Source organism: Roseobacter sp. OBYS 0001 (assembly GCF_019654895.1).
GTDB lineage: Bacteria > Pseudomonadota > Alphaproteobacteria > Rhodobacterales > Rhodobacteraceae > Roseobacter > Roseobacter litoralis.
In genome coordinates this window covers 686970-704171 of the sequence record NZ_BPES01000001.1, presented here as the reverse complement: position 1 = coordinate 704171, position 17202 = coordinate 686970, and the positions used below count along the sequence as shown (strand labels likewise).

Sequence of the window (17202 nt, the reverse complement as noted above, 5' to 3'; positions counted from 1 at the left end):
ATTTTTAAACTTGCGAAAGCATTCGAAAGTTTTGTTGTATACTGCATCAGACCGGGAATCCGGCATAGCAATCCTGACAGGGAGACATAACATGAAACTAACCAGAAGAAGTGTTGTTGGAGGGCTGACAGCCGCAACCGCCTTGGCCAGCCCGGTAATTCTACGGGCTGCCACCCGCGAATTGGTAATGACAGGCTATGGCAACGATTCGGATGCGCCTCTGATTGCCGCCGGAGAAGAGCTTGCCCGCCGCAACCCCGGTGTTTCTTTGCGCATCATCGGCGGCCTGTCGTCCGAAGCGCTCGCTCAGATCAAAGCAGCACGGGGCAATTCCCCCTATGACCTCGGCGTCATGGGGTCCCCCGCGATCATCAACGCGCTGGCCGAAGATGTCTTGGTACCACTGGACTTTTCAAAAATCCCGAACACGGCCAATGTCGATCCGAAATTCCCATCCTATGGCTATGACGTCGGCCAGCCGATCTGGTTCGAAGGGATCGGTATCGCCTACGACAAGACCAAGATCACCACGCCGCCCACAACATGGGAAGAACTCTGGAATGGCGACTACACCGGGCGCATTGGCATGTGTCGCCCGCAATCCAACCTTGGCCTCGGAGTTCTTGCCGCAACCAGCGAAGCATTCGGGATGCCGCAGTCCGACATGGACTTTGCGCTGAACAAATGGATGGAACTTGATCCGCTGGTCGGTCGCTCACCGCCGCTGTTGCAGCAGATGATCGAACGTGGCGAAGTGGATCTGGCCCCCCTGTGGCACGTCAATTCCGCACTTGCCGCGAACTCCGGGTTGCCCATCGGCTACACCAAGATCACGGGGCCAGGACCGCTGATGTTGCCCACGAATATCGTGCAGTTTGTCAATACGCAGGACGGCACCGCAGACCTTGTGCACGAATTCACCGACATTCTGCTGACGCCGGAAATCCAGTCGATGGCAGGCAGCGCGCCAATCTATTTCGGAACGGTCGTGGAAGGCATCGAGGTGCCGGCAGAGGCCGCGCCTTATGTTCCTTCGACACCCGAGGAACTGGCAACGACCACCTCTCTGCAGTGGCCTGATTTCGCGCCCTTGCGCGGCCAGACCGTTGAATCCTTTGATCGAATGTTCGCCGCGACATGAGGCAGGAGAAGGCCGATCTGAGCGATGGATCGGAACCTGCCGCCCCGGTGCTGCGCATCGGGGCGGTTTCCAAACGTTTTGGGACGGTCACTGTCCTGAAGGACTGTTCCTTGAATATTGCTGAGGGCGAAATCGTCACGCTGCTTGGTGCGTCGGGCTGTGGCAAGACCACGCTGCTGCGGTGCATCGCCGGGTTCTGGGACGCCGAGGAAGGCAAGATCGAGATCGACGGCCACGACGTCGGTGACCTGCCCGTCAATCGCCGCCCTGTCGGCGTGGTTTTCCAAAGCTACGCGCTTTTCCCGCATCTGACCGTGGCGCGCAACGTGGGGTACGGTCTGCGCATGCGAGGTGTGCCCCAAAGCGAGATCGACGCGCGCGTCCGCGAGGCGCTGGAAACCGTGTCGCTTGCGGATTTCGCGGATCGCTACCCCGCACAGCTTTCTGGTGGTCAACAGCAGCGCGTGGCTGTTGCGCGGGTCCTGATCCTGCAGCCGCGTGTGCTCCTGCTCGATGAACCTTTCAGTGCGCTTGACGCAAAACTGCGCGGTGCCATGCAAGTGGAACTGCGCCAGTTGATCAAACGGCTGGGGCTCACGGCAATCTTCGTGACCCACGATCAGGAAGAAGCGCTGACCATGTCGGACCGTATCGCAGTCATGCGGGCGGGCCGGATTGAACAGGTCGCCGCGCCCGATACTGTGTTTGATCATCCTGCGACAGCCTATGTCGCGGACTTTATCGGCACGTCCAATTTCTGGCAGGCGCAGGCCTCGGGCGGTCAGGTAGCATTGCCCGACGGGCAGATCACGCACACCGATATGTCGGGGCCGGTGCAAGTGATGACAAGGCCGCATAACCTGCGTCTGGCCGCGGGGGACAAGGGCACTTGGCGCGGACAGGTTTCATTTCACAGGACAGTCGGTGCTTTGATAGAATATCATGTCGAAATACCGGATGGGACGACGATACAGATCGCCGCCATGCGGCAGGAACGCGCGCGCCCTTTGCAACCCGGAGAGGTCGTGAGCTTATCGGTGATCGATCCGTCCTATTGCGCGGTTTATCCGGTCTGATGTCGGACGCCACAGCCTTCCAACCACCGCCGAACGCGCGACTGGGCGAAGTCATTCTCGACAAGCTGGTATCCGGTAGGGGCATCTGGCCCGCCGTGCCCGCAATCATTGTTCTGATGGTCGTTGCAGTTGTTCCATTCGTGATCCTTCTGTCTCTCGGGTTTTCGAACATAGAGGTGGCGCGCGGCGCGATCGTGTCGCAAACCCTGTCTTTTTCCCATCTGACCAATGCGCTGAGCGACCCGCTTTATTGGATCACCTTTCAGCGTTCTCTGGTGCTGGCGATCAACACCACCCTGCTTTGCCTGCTGTTCGGCTATCCCGTTGCCTACCTGTTTCTGATTGGCGGCAAGTGGACGCGGCGACTGATCCTCATCCTGACCATCGCGCCCCTGCTGACCAGCGGGATCGTGCGCACCTATGCATGGCTGGTGATCCTTGGCGGGCGCGGTGTGGTGAATTCTACCCTGATGAGCCTTGGCCTGATCGACCAGCCCTTGCGCATCATGAACACGCATTGGGCCGTTCTGATCGGCATGGTTCAGATCCACCTGCCGGTGATGATCCTGCCGCTAATCGCTGTCATGAGCCGCCATGAAAGCGGGCTGATGGAGGCGTCGGCCAATCTCGGCGCGTCCCGGCTCGGGACCCTGCGCACGGTGATCCTGCCGCTCAGCGCGCCGGGCATCGGCACGGGCGCGGCCCTCGTCTTTACGCTAAGTTATACGACGTTTGTTGTGCCTCAGCTATTGGGCGGCGGCAATTATCTCAACGCGGCCACCATGATCTACGAACAGGTCGTCTTTTCACTGGAATGGAGCAAAGGATCCGTCAGTTCGCTGATCCTCATGGCCACATGCCTGATCGTCCTCGTGATCATCGCGATGCTGACGAACATCTTTACCCGCTGGACCAAAGGACGGGATGCATGATCAAAGCGCTGCGCACCTCTTCGCTCGGGGACATTCTGGGCATCGGCTTGGTCCTTTTCATCGCGGTGTTTTCGCTGATCCTGCTGATCGCGCCGTCGATCATTGTCGTCATCATTTCTTTTGACACCCGCGCGTTCGTGAGCTTTCCGCCGGAAGGCTTCACCCTGCGCTGGTATGCAGAGGTTTTTGAGCAGACCGAACTGGTCGGTGCCATGTGGACCAGCCTCAAGGTGGGTCTGATGGTCACGGTGCTGTGCATCGTGCTCGGTGTGCCAACCGCCCTCGCCTGCGTACGTGGCAAGTTTCGCGGCACCACAGCGCTTTCGGTCTTCGTGCTGGTGCCGCATATGGTGCCCGGCATCGTTCTCGGGGTGGCCGTGCTTTTTGCCGGGGCGCTTGTGGGCGTCTCCCCCTCGATCTGGCTGCAGGCGGTTTCCATCGCCGTGTTTATCATGGCCGTCATGGTGCGCACGGTGCAAAGCCGTCTTGTCCGGCTTGACCCCGCGCTGGAAGAAGCCGCGACAAACCTCGGTGCGTCATCCTTTCAGAGCCTGCGCACGATTACCTTCCCGCTTCTGCTCCCGGCGATATTGGCGGGGGCTGTGTTCACCTTTGTAGAGGGCTTTGACAATCTGTCGGTCGCGATTTTCACCCATGGTTTCCGCGACAGACCCTTGCCCGTAGAGTTGCTGGCCCTGGTACAATACACCTCCACCCCCCTCGTGGCAGCGGTGTCAGGCGTTCAGATCCTGCTGGCAATCCTCGCACTCGTCGCCGTGTCGATGAGCATTGGGCTGGACAAAGTAAACGAATGATCCGCAGCAAACCGGTAGGATCGCGGCATCTCGCCTCTTTGCACGTCGGAACTATGCCATGACACGACTTGTTTAAGTGGCCGGGACCCGCATGAGCAATCATGAAACACCCAGACCAGTGCCACCGAAAGCGAAGGGATTATTTCGATTTGCATCCGATGCGCCGAATCCGCCTCGTGTTACTGAATTTGCACTTACGCGTCGTGGCAGGCCCGGCATCAGACCTGCACCGAAAAGTTTAGTCATCGTCCCGAAGGGATCGATTTTGAGAGCAAAAACCCCTGTCTATGCCTAAATGTTGTGCCGTAAGCGGCACCAAATAGCCTCACGTAGCGTAGGAATGGTGCAGATTGCAGCCTTTTTGCTTCCTTCATCGTTAGCGTCGCATAAATGCGTAACGCAGCGAGGTTCAGTTTTCATAAGGGATTGACGCAGCAGGATGCCTCCCGCATGTACAGGTGCCATTGCGGCTGAGAAAACAAATGTTGAGAAACCCAATGCCCGTCCAAAAGAACTCAACAGCCGTTGCAGAACACGTCGCGGCAGTTTTGCGTGACCGCATCGTCAAGGGTGAACTGGCCGCACGCGACCGGATCGTCGAGCGACAGTTGTCCGCCGAACTCGATGTCTCGCGGACACCGATCCGGGAAGCGCTCAAGCTGCTTGAAGCGGATGGGCTGATCGAGATTACACTTCACCGCGGGGCAATCGTGTCGGACTACAAGCCGGAAGACGCTGTGGTTCTTTTTGATGTGATCTCGGTGCTGGAAAGCCTTGCAGCCAGACGGGTTTGCGAAGGCATGACGCCGTCCACCCTTCAGCGCCTCGAAGATCTGCATGGTCAGATGCTGGAATATCATCACGCGGGCCGCACAAATGACTACTTCGATCACAACACGCTGATCCATGATTTCATCATCCAGTCCTGCGCCAACCCCGTCCTGATCACAACGCACAACCGCCTGATGATCCGTGCCCGGCGCGGTCGCTATCTTGCGATTATGAACCAGCCACGTCTGGAACAGGCCGTCGCAGAACACGAAGACCTGATGCAGGCATTCCGCCATGAAAGCGCCGACAAGGCTGCGCAGGTTTGGGAAACGCATCTGCGCCATACCGGGGAAACGGTCGCAGCTGTGTTGCTGGCTGAGGCAGACGTCTGAGCGGCACATTCTGAGCAGCAGCCCCAAATTCCGCCTAAATTTACATCAATTGCGAATTAGACCGCCGTGTCTGCCGCTATTTTCATGACGTCAGTCAAAATGGCATGCCATTTATGCTCCAAATTACAACAACTGGGGATTGATATGACACAACCGAAATTTACCGCGATGACGCGCCGATCTGTGCTCAAGGTATCGGGCTATGCAGCACTTGGTACTTTGGCCACGCCCGCCATTCTGCGTGCTCAAAGCAGCGAACTGGTCATTGGCTGCGCGGGGTCTCACACAGCGTGGATGGAACAGATTGTCGTGCCGCACATGAAAACCGCTATCGGCGCGGATATCCTGTTTGAGGGCACCAAATCCTCGGTGAACCTTGAAAAGATGTCGTCCAACAAGGATGCGCCCTATCTTTCGGTGGTTCAGATGGACGACCCGGTGATGATACAAGCGGTCGAGGCGGACCTGCTGACCCCGATCACCGCGGAACCTGTGCCCAACATGACCGATCTGCGCCCGGATGCGGTGCATATGGATGGCATGTGGTGCAATTACGTCCAGCCCTGGGCCGGTGTCGCCTATAACACCGAATTCCAGCCCGATGGGGTGCAGTCCTGGGCGCAATTGTGGACCGACGAAGCGAAGGGGCAACTGATCATCCCATCGCTGCAGAACACCGAAGGGATGTGGACCCTTTTCGTGTCAGCCATGCTGGGGTCGGGCAAACCCTTTTCAGAGGCGCAATATGAAATCGACGCTGCATTCGCCAAACTGGAGGAACTGAAACCCAACCTGCTCTCGGTCTACACAACGATGAGCCAGGCGTTTAACCTGCTGGAGCAAGGCGAGATTACCATGCTGGCCGGTAATTTCTCGTCCTACACGCTGCCGCGCAAGGCGACCGGGGTGCCTGTTAATCTGGCTGCCCCGTCCGAGGGTATATTCGCCATGCCATCGGGCATCTGCCTCGTCAAAGGGGGTCCGAACCCTGAACTGGCCGAGGCCTATGTCAACGAAATGCTCGGGCCCCAGATGCAAACGGCGATTGCGGATTTTGCGACCTCGGTGCCCGCCAATACCACAGTCACCGCCGGTGCCATTATCCCCGACGGTGTGCCGATCTATTCACCCGACTGGTCCTTTGTTGCGGCAAACCGGCGCGACTGGATTGAGCGTTTTGACAAGTTGATGGCGCTCTGAACCCATGCCACCCCAAGTGCCGCGGAGCCTGCGAATGGGCAAATATCTGGACGTCACCGCTGTCGGCAAGGCGTTCAAAGGCACCACGGTCATGTCGGACATGCATTTTTCCGTAGCACGGGGGGAACTGGTTTCTCTGCTTGGACCTTCGGGGTGTGGCAAGACCACGCTGTTGCGCATCATCGCAGGGTTGACCCCTGCGGATACGGGCGATGTCCTGCTGGACGGGCGCGCGATCACCACAGTGCCTGCGCATCGGCGCAATATCTCCGTCGTCTTCCAAAGCTATGCGCTGTTTCCGCATCTGACGGTTGCGGAGAACGTGGCATTTGGACTGCGCGCACGGGGAACGGCAAAAGTCGATTGCGGTCCGAAAGTCACCGAGGCGCTCGCCCTCGTGCGGATGAGCGAATTTGCCGACCGCCCTGTTGCCGCCCTCTCGGGAGGGCAGCAGCAACGCGTCGCCGTTGCGCGTGCGCTGATTGTCGATCCGGTGCTGTTGCTTTTGGACGAGCCGTTTTCCGCACTTGACCGCAAGTTGCGCGAAACCATGCAGGTCGAGTTGAAAACGCTTTTGCGGGAGCGCGACATGACCGCGATTTTCGTAACGCACGATCAGGACGAGGCGATGGGCGTGTCCGATAGCATCGCCGTTATGAACGCAGGCCGGATCGAACAGTTCGCCTCACCAGCCGATCTATATGCCCGGCCCGCAAGCGCATTCGTAATGGACTTTGTCGGGCTTTCCACGCGGCTGACCGGGGAGGTCATCGACACAGACGCGGATCAATCCATCGTCCGGACCGCCTATGGCACCATCAAGACACCCGGCAAACGCCTCCCGGGAGAACGGGTAACTGTCGGTGTCCGCCCGGAACTCATCAAAACTGAGCCGGGGGAAAACAGCGTATCCGTCACGCTCGCAGATGCAATGATCCTCGGGGCGAAAACCCAGTTGCATGGGCGCGCCGAGGACGGGGATCGCCTGCTGTGCGAACTGCCGGGCATGGGCTGCGGCCTGTCTGCCGGGGACAGCGTGACGTTTGGCTGGGCCGCCGCAGACACCCTTGTCTACGAAGCGGCACCATGACGGGCCGGGCCGAGCGTATCGGGCTTCTCGCGCTGCCCGGCCTGAGTTTTCTGGCAATCATCTATGCGCTGCCGCTTTTCATGTTGCTGCTCAAATCATTCCAGATTGACGGTCAGTTTTCCGTGGCGGAATACGTCACCTTTTTCAGCGATGATTATAATCTGAACGTGCTGTGGCGCACCCTGCGCGTGGCCCTGCTGACCACGGGTCTGGCGCTGATCATCGCCTATCCCACCGCGATCATCATGGCGCGGGTAAAGGGGTTCTGGCTGTCCGTGTTTCTGGTGGCGATGGTGCTGCCGATGTCTGTCGGCGTTGTCGTCAAAGCCTTTGCATGGACGATCCTTTTTCGCACGCGCGGCATACTGAACGACACGTTGATGTCACTGGGCATCACCGATGCACCGATCCGTATGCTTTTCACCGAAACGGCCCTCGTAATTGGTGCCGCGAACGTATTCCTGCCTTTCATGGTGTTGCCGATCTACGCGGTGCTGCGTCAGATGGACAGCCGCCTGCCGGAGGCTGCCGCCTCGTTGGGGGCAACGCCGGTCTTTCGCTTCATGAACGTCACCCTGCCGCTCAGCCTGCCCGGCGTGGTCGCGGGATCCGCCTTCACCTTCAGCCTTGCCGTTTCGATGTATGTGATCCCGTCGCTCATCGTGGGGGAAAGGCAGCAAACCCTGTCCATGCTCACCGCGCGCTCGTTTCTCTACCTGCGCAATGAAGCACTTGGGGCCACGATATCTTCAATCCTGCTGGTTATCGCGATCTCGGTGGTTCTGGGGTCAAGCTGGCTTGCGAACCGTCTGGGGGCACGGCAATGACTGGAACGGACCGCCTTGCCCTCAGCCTGAGCTGGATTATCGCCCTGGGCTGTGTCTTTTTCCTGATGTTGCCGATTGTCATTACCCTTGCGGCGTCTTTTACCTCCTCCGCCGTCTACACGCTGCCGCCACCTGAATGGTCGCTGCGTTGGTATCAGTCGCTGGAGCGTCGCCTCGGGCTGTGGGACGCCGTGGCGCTGTCGCTCAACCTTGCGGTCGTCTCGACCATGATCTCGCTCGTGCTTGGGACGCTGGCCGCCATCGCTGTTGCGCGCGGGCGGTTTCAGGGACGCGAGGCGATTGCCACCTTTACGGTTTCGCCCCTGATGATGCCGGGGCTTGTGGTCGGTGTTGCCTTGCTGCAGTTTTTTCGAGAGATCGGCCTGCGGGACGCCTATTGGTCGCTGCTACTGGGTCATATCGTCATCACCCTGCCCTTCGTGATGCGCACGCTTCTGGCCTCCATGGCGGCCTTCGATTTCAGCCTTGTCGATGCCGCACGAACCCTTGGCCTGAGCTATCCGCGCGCAATCCTGCAAGTGCTGGTGCCCAATCTGGCGCCCGCCTACCTGACCGGTGGATTGTTTTCCTTCCTCGCGTCGATGGACAACTACCCGATATCCATCTTCCTCACGGATGCGCGCAACAAGACACTGCCGATCAAGATGCTGCAATACCTCGAAGAACAACCGGACCCGTCCCTTGCGGCGATCTCTTCAGGGCTGATCCTGTTGGCCTGTATCGTGCTCATCATCGGCTCCCGGACCGTTGGCCTGAACAGGATGATCCAGGGATGAAGACAATGGATACTGATGAAATGGTACAGACACTTTTATGAACATGCCCGCCTGCTGCCGTCATGAAAATACTTGGATCGCTTCCGCCACCGGTGGGGCGCAGTACGAAGGCATGCGGTCATGAGCCCTCTCGACGGTCCCATCTCGCAGCTTGTTGCGGCAGTTCAAACCGGCGCAGTCACGCCAAAGACACTTGTGAGCGAAGCGCTCGCGCGGGCCGAAAACCGCAACCGGGCAATCAATGCAATCTGCCAGATCAATCCCCACGCCCTTACTGAGGCAGAGCATGTATCCAAAAGGCTGCAAACCGGAGAGACACTGCCGCTAGCCGGCGTGCCTGTGCTGATAAAAGACAATATCTGGGTCGCAGGGCTGCGCTGCGCGCAAGGCTCAAGGCTGTTTGCCGATTTCATCGCACCGAAGGATGCCGAAGCGGTGAGACGCCTGCGCGTGGCAGGTGCCGTCATCATCGGGATCAGCACCTGTTCCGAATTCGCCTGCAAAGGGGCGACCAACTCCCCGCTGCAGGGGATCACGCGCAACCCGGTCAACCCGGACCTGACGCCCGGCGGGTCTTCGGGCGGGTCCGTCGCCGCGGTCGCAGCAGGGATTGTCCCGCTCGCGCTTGGCACGGATGCGGGTGGCTCGTCGCGCCGCCCGCCTGCCCATACGGGTCTGTGCGGTTTCAAACCGACGCAGGATCTGATCCCCTACGGACCATGCCATGATGAGCCGGTCTGGGGCATCTCAGTCATTTGCCCCATCGCGCGCCGGATGGAGGACATCAGCCTCGCCATGCAGAGCCTCGCCGGGCTGGAACCTGTGCCGGCCCCGATGCTGGAGATCGCCGCCTCATCGGATTTCGGCACGGGCCAAGCACTTGATCGAGATGTGGCGGCAAATTTTGACAAAGTGCTTGGGGTGCTTGAGAGCGCGGGCGTCTCGGTTACGCAAGCGCAGATTGACTGGCCCGGGACCATCAAGGGACATAGCATCCTGCCGCTTCAGTGCGCAGGTCTTGCGGATTTATACGGCGATATCTGGCGGGAAACACCAGAACTGTTCGACCCCGCGATTGCCGGGCAAATCGAAACAGGCCTGTCATTCACCGGGGTTGACGTGGCCGGGGCGCACCAGATTTCGCACCAAATGCGCGAAACCCTGCGGGCTGCACTGGATCGCTACGGCGTGATTGCCACCCCGACGACACCCTGTGCGGCATGGCCCGCCACGCAAGACGCCCCGACCCGGATCGGTGGCAAACCTGCAGGACCCCGGGACCATGCCGCCTTCACGCCGCAGATCAACCATGCTGGTGTTCCGGCCCTATCCCTCCCCTGTGGCACGGATGGCGAAGGGCGACCGCTTGGCCTGCAACTGATCGCACGCGCGGGCCATGACGCAGAACTGATTGCCCTCGCAGGGCGGCTGGAACCGGTTCTGAAGGAGATCGCCTGACATGCGCCTATTGCTGATCAATCCGAATACAACGCAAAGCATGACAGAGGCGATGACCACGGTCGCACGGCAGATCGCCAGCCAGCAGGCCGAGATCGTCCCCGTCACGGCTTGCACAGGCTTTCCCTATATCTCCTCGCGCGCAGAGGCTCAGATTGCGGGCGCGGCGGTACTTGATACCATTGCCAGTCACCAAAGCGATGTGGACGCGGTCATAATCGCAGCCTTCGGTGATCCCGGTCTGACAGCGGCACGCGAACTGTTTGATCTGCCCATCGTCGGTATGGCCGAGGCCGCAGTCATGTCTGCCGCGATGCTCGGAGAGCGTTTTTCGGTCGTGACGTTCTCGCCTCACATGTCGCGCTGGTACTCCGATTGTGTGCACCAGACCGGGTTGGGCGCCCGTTTTACAGGGGTACGGTGCCCCGTAACAGCGCCGGATACGCTCGAGAATGTTGCAACGGCACTCAGGCAGGACCTGATTGCTCTGGCGCGTGACGCCGTAGCGCTTGATGGTGCGGACGTGGTGATCATGGGCGGCGCGCCCCTGGCCGGACTGGCTCCTGTGATCGCGCGGGATGCGCCGGGTATTTTGGTCGACCCCATTGCGGCGGCGACCTTGCAGGCTTTGGCGCTGCTGCGCCTTGCGCCCAGCTACGACAATCGCACAAACCGCCCCTTGCACAAGACCTCAACCGGGTTGGGCACAGAGCTGACTGCCGTGATCGCCGGAGAAAAAACATGACCCATGACACCGTCATCGCCGGGGCCCGCGTCGTCACTGCGAGCGGGACCACAATATGCGACATCGGCATCACGCAAGGGCAGATCGCAACCCTTGGCAGCGGGTTGACGGGCACAGAGGTGATCGACGCCACAGGCCTGATCGCCCTGCCCGGCGGGATCGACAGCCATGTGCATATCTCGCAGCCTTCAGGCCCGGGGATTGAGATGGCCGATGACTTTATCTCGGGCACCCGCGCGGCAGCTTGCGGCGGCAACACGACCGTCCTGCCGTTTTGCCTGCCGGAGGATGGCCAAACCCTGCGCGAGGCGGTGGCGGCCTACCGCAAGAAGGCAGAAGGCAACTGCATGACCGACGTGTCCTTTCACCTGATCGTCAAGCAAACCGACCCCGTCACGCTAGGTCAGGACCTGCCCGCGCTGATTCAGGCCGGCTATACCAGTTTCAAGGTTTTCATGACCTATGCGGGCCTCGCCCTGTCAGATCGCCAGATCCTCGAAGTCATGGCGGTGGCAAAGGAGCAAAACGCCATGGTGATGGTCCACGCCGAAAACGAAGATGCCATCGAATTCCTGCGCGACCGGGCCGAGCGTGAGGGCGAAACCGGTCCCTACCATCATGCAACGACGCGGCCCGTCCCGGTAGAGCGTGAAGCGACCCATCGCGCCATATCACTGGCCGAAATCGCGGGCGTGCCGCTGACCATCGTACACGTCTCCAACGGCGAGGCGACCGAGGAGATCGTGCGTGCCCGCGCGCGGGGACTGACGGTTTTTGCCGAAACCTGTCCGCAGTATATCACGCTGACTGCGTCTGATCTGGATCGCGACGGGTTTGACGGGGCGAAATACGTCTGCTCTCCCCCGCCGCGCACTGCGGATGAATGGCCGAAGATATGGGCCGGCATCGAACAAGGTACATTTGATCTGTTTTCGTCAGACCACTGTCCTTTTCGCTTCAACGATACGGCGGGCAAGGATGCCCCCGGCGCCCGCAAGAGTTTTCGCAATATCCCAAACGGCATTCCGGGGGTCGAGACACGCCTGCCGATCCTCTTTTCCGAAGGCGTGGTGGCAGGGCGTCTGTCGCTTGAACGCTTTGCTGCGATCACCGCCACCAATCACGCCCGTCTCTACGGGCTTTATCCGCGCAAGGGGGCGATCATGGTCGGTGCGGATGCCGACATAACGCTCTGGGATCCGACGATAACCAAACCCATTCGCCAGGAGGATCTTCATCACGGCTCTGATTACACACCATGGGAGGGGTTCGAGGTGACAGGCTGGCCCGTGCGTACCATCCTGCGCGGAAGAACGGTCATGCAGAACGGCAACCCTTTGGGCGCGCCAATGGGCACTTATCTGGAACGCACCGCACCCGACATGCAGGTGTAGGCTCATGAGGAAAGTCCGCGACCGGTGCACCCGCCTTTGCAATCAGGTGGCACAACAGTTTGATTTTACGAAAACGCTCTTGTCGGTTTTCAGAGACGGTCGAATAATGTCGCGGACGCGGCAAAGGTCAGGTTCGACGGGCCGCACAGCAGAATTTCCGAAATCTTTCGAACGGCAGCTTCGACGAGAATGGCCGGGCACCCCTCAAGACGGAGCGGTGCCCGGCTTTGGGCTCAGGTCAACCTATGTCGCAGCTTGGGCAATCGTGACAAGATCAGAGCATCTATCGCGAGCACGGTCAGCAACGCGAGACCGGCCATAGGAAAGGCCATTGAAACCGCCAAGCCAACCAGGACAGCGCCTTGCCAGAGCGGCAGTTCCTTTGGCATCGGCGGTGCTGCGAGACGGCCAGCTTTGACGGGGCGACGTTTCCACCAAAGGACGATGGAGCTGATGCACAAAAACAAGACTGACAGGCAGACAAGCGAATTGGCAAGAACGCTCCACAATCCCAAGGTGCCCATGTGCAACGCGATACCGACTGCCATCGCCTTACCTGCCAGCGAGTAGTCCTCGAAGCGAACATCTGCCAGTATTTTGCCGGTGTACTGATCGACATGAACCGTTCGGTCTGACATCGGATCGGTGCTGTCGGTATTCATCGAATCCCGGCTGAGCGTCCAAACGCCGTCTTGCGATTGCGGCAGGTTGAGTTGATAGCGGGCGTCAAACCCGATCTGGCGCGCAAGCGCATCCACCGCATCAAGCGTCACGACGCCGTTTTCCACACCCGCACTCCCGACATCACTGCCCGATGCGGGCATTGGTGTCTGCTCAAGCACCCAAGGCACCTCGCGGCGGTCGTGGTTCATGCTTGCGTGGGTCTCATCCGACAATGGCACGTTGTCCCACTTTTCAGCCGGGAACTGGCTCCAGGCCTGCACCATCTTACCACCCCAGATACCGGCCCAGGCCAGTCCCGAAATAAGGAAGAAAACCAGGAACAACGACAGCCAGATACCGACAACGCCATGCAGTGATTTCCACAAGGTCCGACCGGGGCCAAAGCTTGGGATCAATGCACGACGCCAACCAGCGTCTCTTGGCCACCACATATAAAGCCCTGTGGCGATCAAGACCAAGGTCAGCGATGCTGCCGTTTCCAGAATCCGGTCGCCCGTGACGCCCAGCATCAATTCACTGTGGATGTTGTCGGCAAAGTCATACCACCCACTGCGGCGTGGGAATGTTTCAATGACCTGCGCGGTGTAGGGATCGACTGCGACCATTATGGCGTCGTCACCTGCGTCTACGCGAAACAGGGCTGCTACATCTTCTGTGCGCGGGGCGACGTATTGCTTTAACGTGCCGTCGGGGATGGCGGCAACAGCCGCCTCTGCCTGCACCGAGACAGGCTGCAGGATTTCTTGAGGAACGACCGCAGTGCGTTCCCCGTCACGCCCGTCGATCCAGGCGATCCACAGCATCGCCATGCCGGTAATCGCAAGTGTGGCAAGAAACGGGATAACGAAAAGCCCCGCATAGAAATGCCAGCGCCACGCTGCAAAATAGAGTTTGTTCGCGCTGCCCTCGGGCTGCGCATTGATGTCAGTCGATGTCATAAGTTGGCTCCAAGCCTCTGTGCCCGCATGAAGTCGGGCAAAAATTGAACTCTGATGGATGAGGTCAGGCTTGGGGTGGGGCGCGCGTCAGGCGTGCAGGATCAAGCGGACGGGTGTGATGCAACCGCTTGGCGATAAATGTGAATCTGCGCGTTTGATCCGATAGTTTGAGAGCGGTGCCATGGCAGTTTCGCGGCACCAGTGCTGCCCCGATCAACCGGCAGGCTTCACACTTCTGGCCCTGTGCTCCATCCTGCTCGCCTGAGCCGCCACAGATGTCTGCCAGCGAGCCACCCGCTGCAACGTAGGCTGCAAAACCCGGCGATAAGGAAGGTTGCATCGTCTTATGCGCAAAACCTGATACTGCCATCGCGAAAACCAATGCGAGGGGTGTGAGAAGCTTACAAAAGGTTGAAAGCACTGCTGGCATGCTCCGAGGATAGTCGATTCTGAGACGGTATACGAGAGGGCTCAATGCAAAGACACCTCGCAATGGAGACCTAAAGCGGTCATTGGAAAAGCAGCAGCGGAATGGCGCTCAGTCCCTCCTGTGCGACACTCGGGTTCAGCCCACACTGGGCCCGCTCTTCACTGTTTACCGGACCCTGCGCCCAACATGATGCGATCGGGGAGCGGTGAGAAAGGCGTGCGACCGCCCCTGCCCCAAGCCGACATTCAAATCACTGACCTTTTGATGGGCGCGGCACGGGACGCATTACTGTGCCAGAGTTGGTGATATCCTTGGGACGGTCCATATCCAACGCGCTTCGGCCCAACCAAATCCACATAACCGCCGAACGCACGACAGAAAGCGATTTCATGTTGCACATGCAATGCACAAGACGCCCCGCCGCAATTCGACGAAAAGCGCTCCCCGGATATAAATGGATGTGAGTGGCACCCTCTATTGCGTCGCTCAACTCCGGACAGGCAGCCGGAGAGCACTTTTGTTACACTGGAACAGGTGCGGTGCCATTCGTTATACTGTCGTGTCCGACGTTGCCGCGCGGCAGGTGATGAAAGCGCAAGAGATCGCCCGTTATTCTGGCACGACGATCAACATCCTTCGGCTGAGATGTTCACTGGTAAAGCGATCGGCCAAAGTGGCGCTGTTTCCCATGGCGACCGCCCAAGATATCACGGCCGCGCCCTTCTGGCTGCGCGGTTGCGGACTTTCGACTGGCAAATACATGAATGGTGGCGCGGGATGGCTGACCGCTGATACGCGATATGCCGCAAGGTATGGGCAGGGCTGGATGCATGGTGTTGCAGCATAGTTTGCGCAGTTCGTTAATGAGATGAACACGGAACCGGCAACGTTCAGCAGTTCGTGTCCACTGGTGAGGCGCGTAACATCGCACTGAACACCCCTGCCTTTGTGCGGATGGAAAGCCTGTCACCAAAGAGTGGCTTAGTGCGTCTGACGAAATACCTGAAACATCAAGTATCACGTAACGCGTTGAAATCTTTGATTTCAGGCAGCGTTACGTGATTCAGGTTTTTCGCATGACGCTTTAGGAAAGCCAGCAGTTAGACAGGTTCGGGAATTTCGCCTTCCCAATGTTCGCCCATGGCAACAATGCACGATGTTCCGTTTGTGTAGTTCTGTACAATGATCCAGTCACCGTTTCGTTGGGTGACCCAGATTTCAAGCAGCGTTTCAGGGTCACGCAGGCCCCTCCCCTGACGCTCTGCACCCAGATCATGCGTCAGCATATGCGCCATGCGCGTGCGGTCATCACAAGTCACGTCGCTCATCTGCGCATGCGCAAGTGCGGGAACGGAGAAGCAGATAGACAAGGCCAGTGCGTAGTGGAGAACCATATGAGAACTCTAATCGCCTGATTTCCAAAATGTAACAGTTTTATGAAGCGTTGTGTGTAACTGTGGCCACAAGGCAATATGCATCAATCATTGCAATATCCTGCGCCTACAGCGTTCCGGGAGTGTCATTGTTCTTTTACTTTTGTGTAAAGAAACTGACTCAAAACCGTCATCAAACCGTAGCTTCCGACAGTTACGCCCTCATCAAACATGGGGGCGATATGCTGAAGATTGATAAGCTGACCAAGCGGTTTGGGGATAAAACGGCAGTGGATGCCGCGAGTATCCGGGTCGAAAAGCCCACCATGATCGGCATCATTGGCCGCTCCGGTGCTGGCAAATCCACGCTCTTGCGGATGGTCAATTGTCTCAGCAACGCCTCTGAGGGCACAATCACCTTTGAAGGTGAAGAGATTACCGGGCTGCGGGGGGCTGCGCGGCGCAATTGGCAATCGCGTTGCGCCATGATTTTCCAGCAATTCAACCTCGTCCCCCGCATGGATGTCGTGTCAAACGTGCTGCATGGCACCCTGAATAAGCGGTCGACCTTTGCGACAATGTTCAACCTTTACCCGCAATCGGACATCCACCGCGCCATTGATATCCTTGACCGGCTTGGCATCGCCGAACAGGCGGCGAAACGGGCCGAGGCCCTATCGGGTGGGCAACAGCAACGCGTGGCGATTGCGCGCGCTTTGATGCAGGATCCGAAAATCATCCTCGCCGATGAACCTATCGCCAGCCTTGACCCGATGAATGCGCAAGTGGTCATGCAAGCCCTGCGCCGCATCCATGAGGAAGATGGGCGCATGGTCATCGCGAACCTCCATACGCTTGATACGGCGCGGCGCTATTGCGACCGGGTGATCGGGATGCGCGACGGGCGGATCGTTTTTGACGGCACGCCAGAGCAGCTGACCACCGATGTCGCGCGTGACATCTACGGGGCTGGTGCAGATTTTTCCGAAGCCGCCACTTCCACCGAAATCGAGACACTGGACAGGCCAGACATCCCCAAAGCGAAAGCCTACGCCTGAGCCGGTTTCAGCCTGCGCATCTGCTGCAGGCCACGTAAATCAACCCGCCCTGAAACAGCCGCTCTGCGGTCGGGCAACAAA

Annotated in this window: 17 protein-coding genes; 14 read left to right on the top strand and 3 right to left on the bottom strand. The window is 59.0% G+C overall.

Annotated elements, in window-relative coordinates; translation table 11 throughout:
• The first annotated feature begins 91 nt into the window (after positions 1 to 91).
• The 12 genes from K5Q35_RS03405 (at position 92) to hydA (ending at position 12638) form a co-directional block, all read left to right on the top strand.
• Positions 92 to 1141 carry a PotD/PotF family extracellular solute-binding protein gene (locus tag K5Q35_RS03405; RefSeq protein WP_220798439.1) on the top strand — a complete coding sequence of 350 codons (1050 nt, stop codon included), beginning with the start codon at positions 92 to 94 and terminating at the stop codon, positions 1139 to 1141.
• Positions 1138 to 2217, top strand: a complete 1080-nt coding sequence (locus K5Q35_RS03400; RefSeq protein WP_220798438.1) for an ABC transporter ATP-binding protein — start codon at positions 1138 to 1140, stop codon at positions 2215 to 2217. The genes K5Q35_RS03405 and K5Q35_RS03400 overlap by 4 nt, the downstream gene beginning before the upstream one ends.
• Positions 2217 to 3149, top strand: a complete 933-nt coding sequence (locus K5Q35_RS03395; protein ID WP_220798437.1) for an ABC transporter permease — start codon at positions 2217 to 2219, stop codon at positions 3147 to 3149. The genes K5Q35_RS03400 and K5Q35_RS03395 overlap by 1 nt, the downstream gene beginning before the upstream one ends.
• On the top strand, positions 3146 to 3964 hold the full coding sequence (locus tag K5Q35_RS03390; RefSeq protein ID WP_013961631.1) for an ABC transporter permease: 819 nt from the start codon (positions 3146 to 3148) through the stop codon (positions 3962 to 3964). The genes K5Q35_RS03395 and K5Q35_RS03390 overlap by 4 nt, the downstream gene beginning before the upstream one ends.
• Before the next feature lie 497 nt (positions 3965 to 4461).
• A complete protein-coding gene (locus tag K5Q35_RS03385; protein ID WP_245538142.1) occupies positions 4462 to 5127 on the top strand; it encodes a GntR family transcriptional regulator in 666 nt (221 codons plus the stop codon).
• Between the two features lie 144 nt (positions 5128 to 5271).
• Positions 5272 to 6327, top strand: coding sequence for an extracellular solute-binding protein (locus K5Q35_RS03380; protein ID WP_220798436.1), 1056 nt, complete (start codon positions 5272 to 5274; stop codon positions 6325 to 6327).
• 34 nt (positions 6328 to 6361) lie between these two features.
• Positions 6362 to 7417: an ABC transporter ATP-binding protein gene (locus K5Q35_RS03375; protein WP_259650440.1), complete on the top strand. Its 1056-nt coding sequence runs from the start codon at positions 6362 to 6364 to the stop codon at positions 7415 to 7417.
• Entirely contained in the window at positions 7414 to 8244 is an 831-nt protein-coding gene (locus K5Q35_RS03370; RefSeq protein ID WP_220798434.1) for an ABC transporter permease, read from the top strand. Before K5Q35_RS03375 ends, K5Q35_RS03370 begins: the two co-directional genes overlap by 4 nt.
• The gene (locus K5Q35_RS03365) at positions 8241 to 9041 is read left to right on the top strand and encodes an ABC transporter permease (protein ID WP_220798433.1); all 801 of its coding nucleotides are present in this window, start codon (positions 8241 to 8243) and stop codon (positions 9039 to 9041) included. The genes K5Q35_RS03370 and K5Q35_RS03365 overlap by 4 nt, the downstream gene beginning before the upstream one ends.
• A gap of 120 nt (positions 9042 to 9161) precedes the next feature.
• Positions 9162 to 10499: an amidase gene (locus tag K5Q35_RS03360; RefSeq protein ID WP_220798432.1), complete on the top strand. Its 1338-nt coding sequence runs from the start codon at positions 9162 to 9164 to the stop codon at positions 10497 to 10499.
• Position 10500: 1 nt separating this feature from the next.
• Complete coding sequence (locus tag K5Q35_RS03355; protein ID WP_220798431.1) at positions 10501 to 11244, top strand: aspartate/glutamate racemase family protein; 744 nt, start codon at positions 10501 to 10503, stop codon at positions 11242 to 11244.
• Positions 11241 to 12638 carry a dihydropyrimidinase gene (gene hydA, locus K5Q35_RS03350; RefSeq protein ID WP_220798430.1) on the top strand — a complete coding sequence of 466 codons (1398 nt, stop codon included), beginning with the start codon at positions 11241 to 11243 and terminating at the stop codon, positions 12636 to 12638. Before K5Q35_RS03355 ends, hydA begins: the two co-directional genes overlap by 4 nt.
• A gap of 233 nt (positions 12639 to 12871) precedes the next feature.
• Here hydA and K5Q35_RS03345 read toward each other — a convergent pair whose 3' ends face one another.
• A complete protein-coding gene (locus K5Q35_RS03345; protein ID WP_220798429.1) occupies positions 12872 to 14260 on the bottom strand; it encodes a PepSY domain-containing protein in 1389 nt (462 codons plus the stop codon).
• Positions 14261 to 14324: 64 nt separating this feature from the next.
• Complete coding sequence (locus tag K5Q35_RS03340) at positions 14325 to 14600, bottom strand: hypothetical protein (RefSeq protein ID WP_220798428.1); 276 nt, start codon at positions 14598 to 14600, stop codon at positions 14325 to 14327.
• Between the two features lie 607 nt (positions 14601 to 15207).
• Here K5Q35_RS03340 and K5Q35_RS03335 point away from each other — a divergent pair.
• Positions 15208 to 15537, top strand: coding sequence for a hypothetical protein (locus K5Q35_RS03335; protein WP_220798427.1), 330 nt, complete (start codon positions 15208 to 15210; stop codon positions 15535 to 15537).
• A gap of 253 nt (positions 15538 to 15790) precedes the next feature.
• Here K5Q35_RS03335 and K5Q35_RS03330 read toward each other — a convergent pair whose 3' ends face one another.
• Positions 15791 to 16084: a hypothetical protein gene (locus tag K5Q35_RS03330; protein WP_220798426.1), complete on the bottom strand. Its 294-nt coding sequence runs from the start codon at positions 16082 to 16084 to the stop codon at positions 15791 to 15793.
• Between the two features lie 221 nt (positions 16085 to 16305).
• Here K5Q35_RS03330 and phnC point away from each other — a divergent pair, with 221 nt between their 5' ends.
• Positions 16306 to 17121, top strand: a complete 816-nt coding sequence (phnC, locus tag K5Q35_RS03325) for a phosphonate ABC transporter ATP-binding protein (protein ID WP_220798425.1) — start codon at positions 16306 to 16308, stop codon at positions 17119 to 17121.
• Positions 17122 to 17202 lie beyond the last annotated feature (81 nt).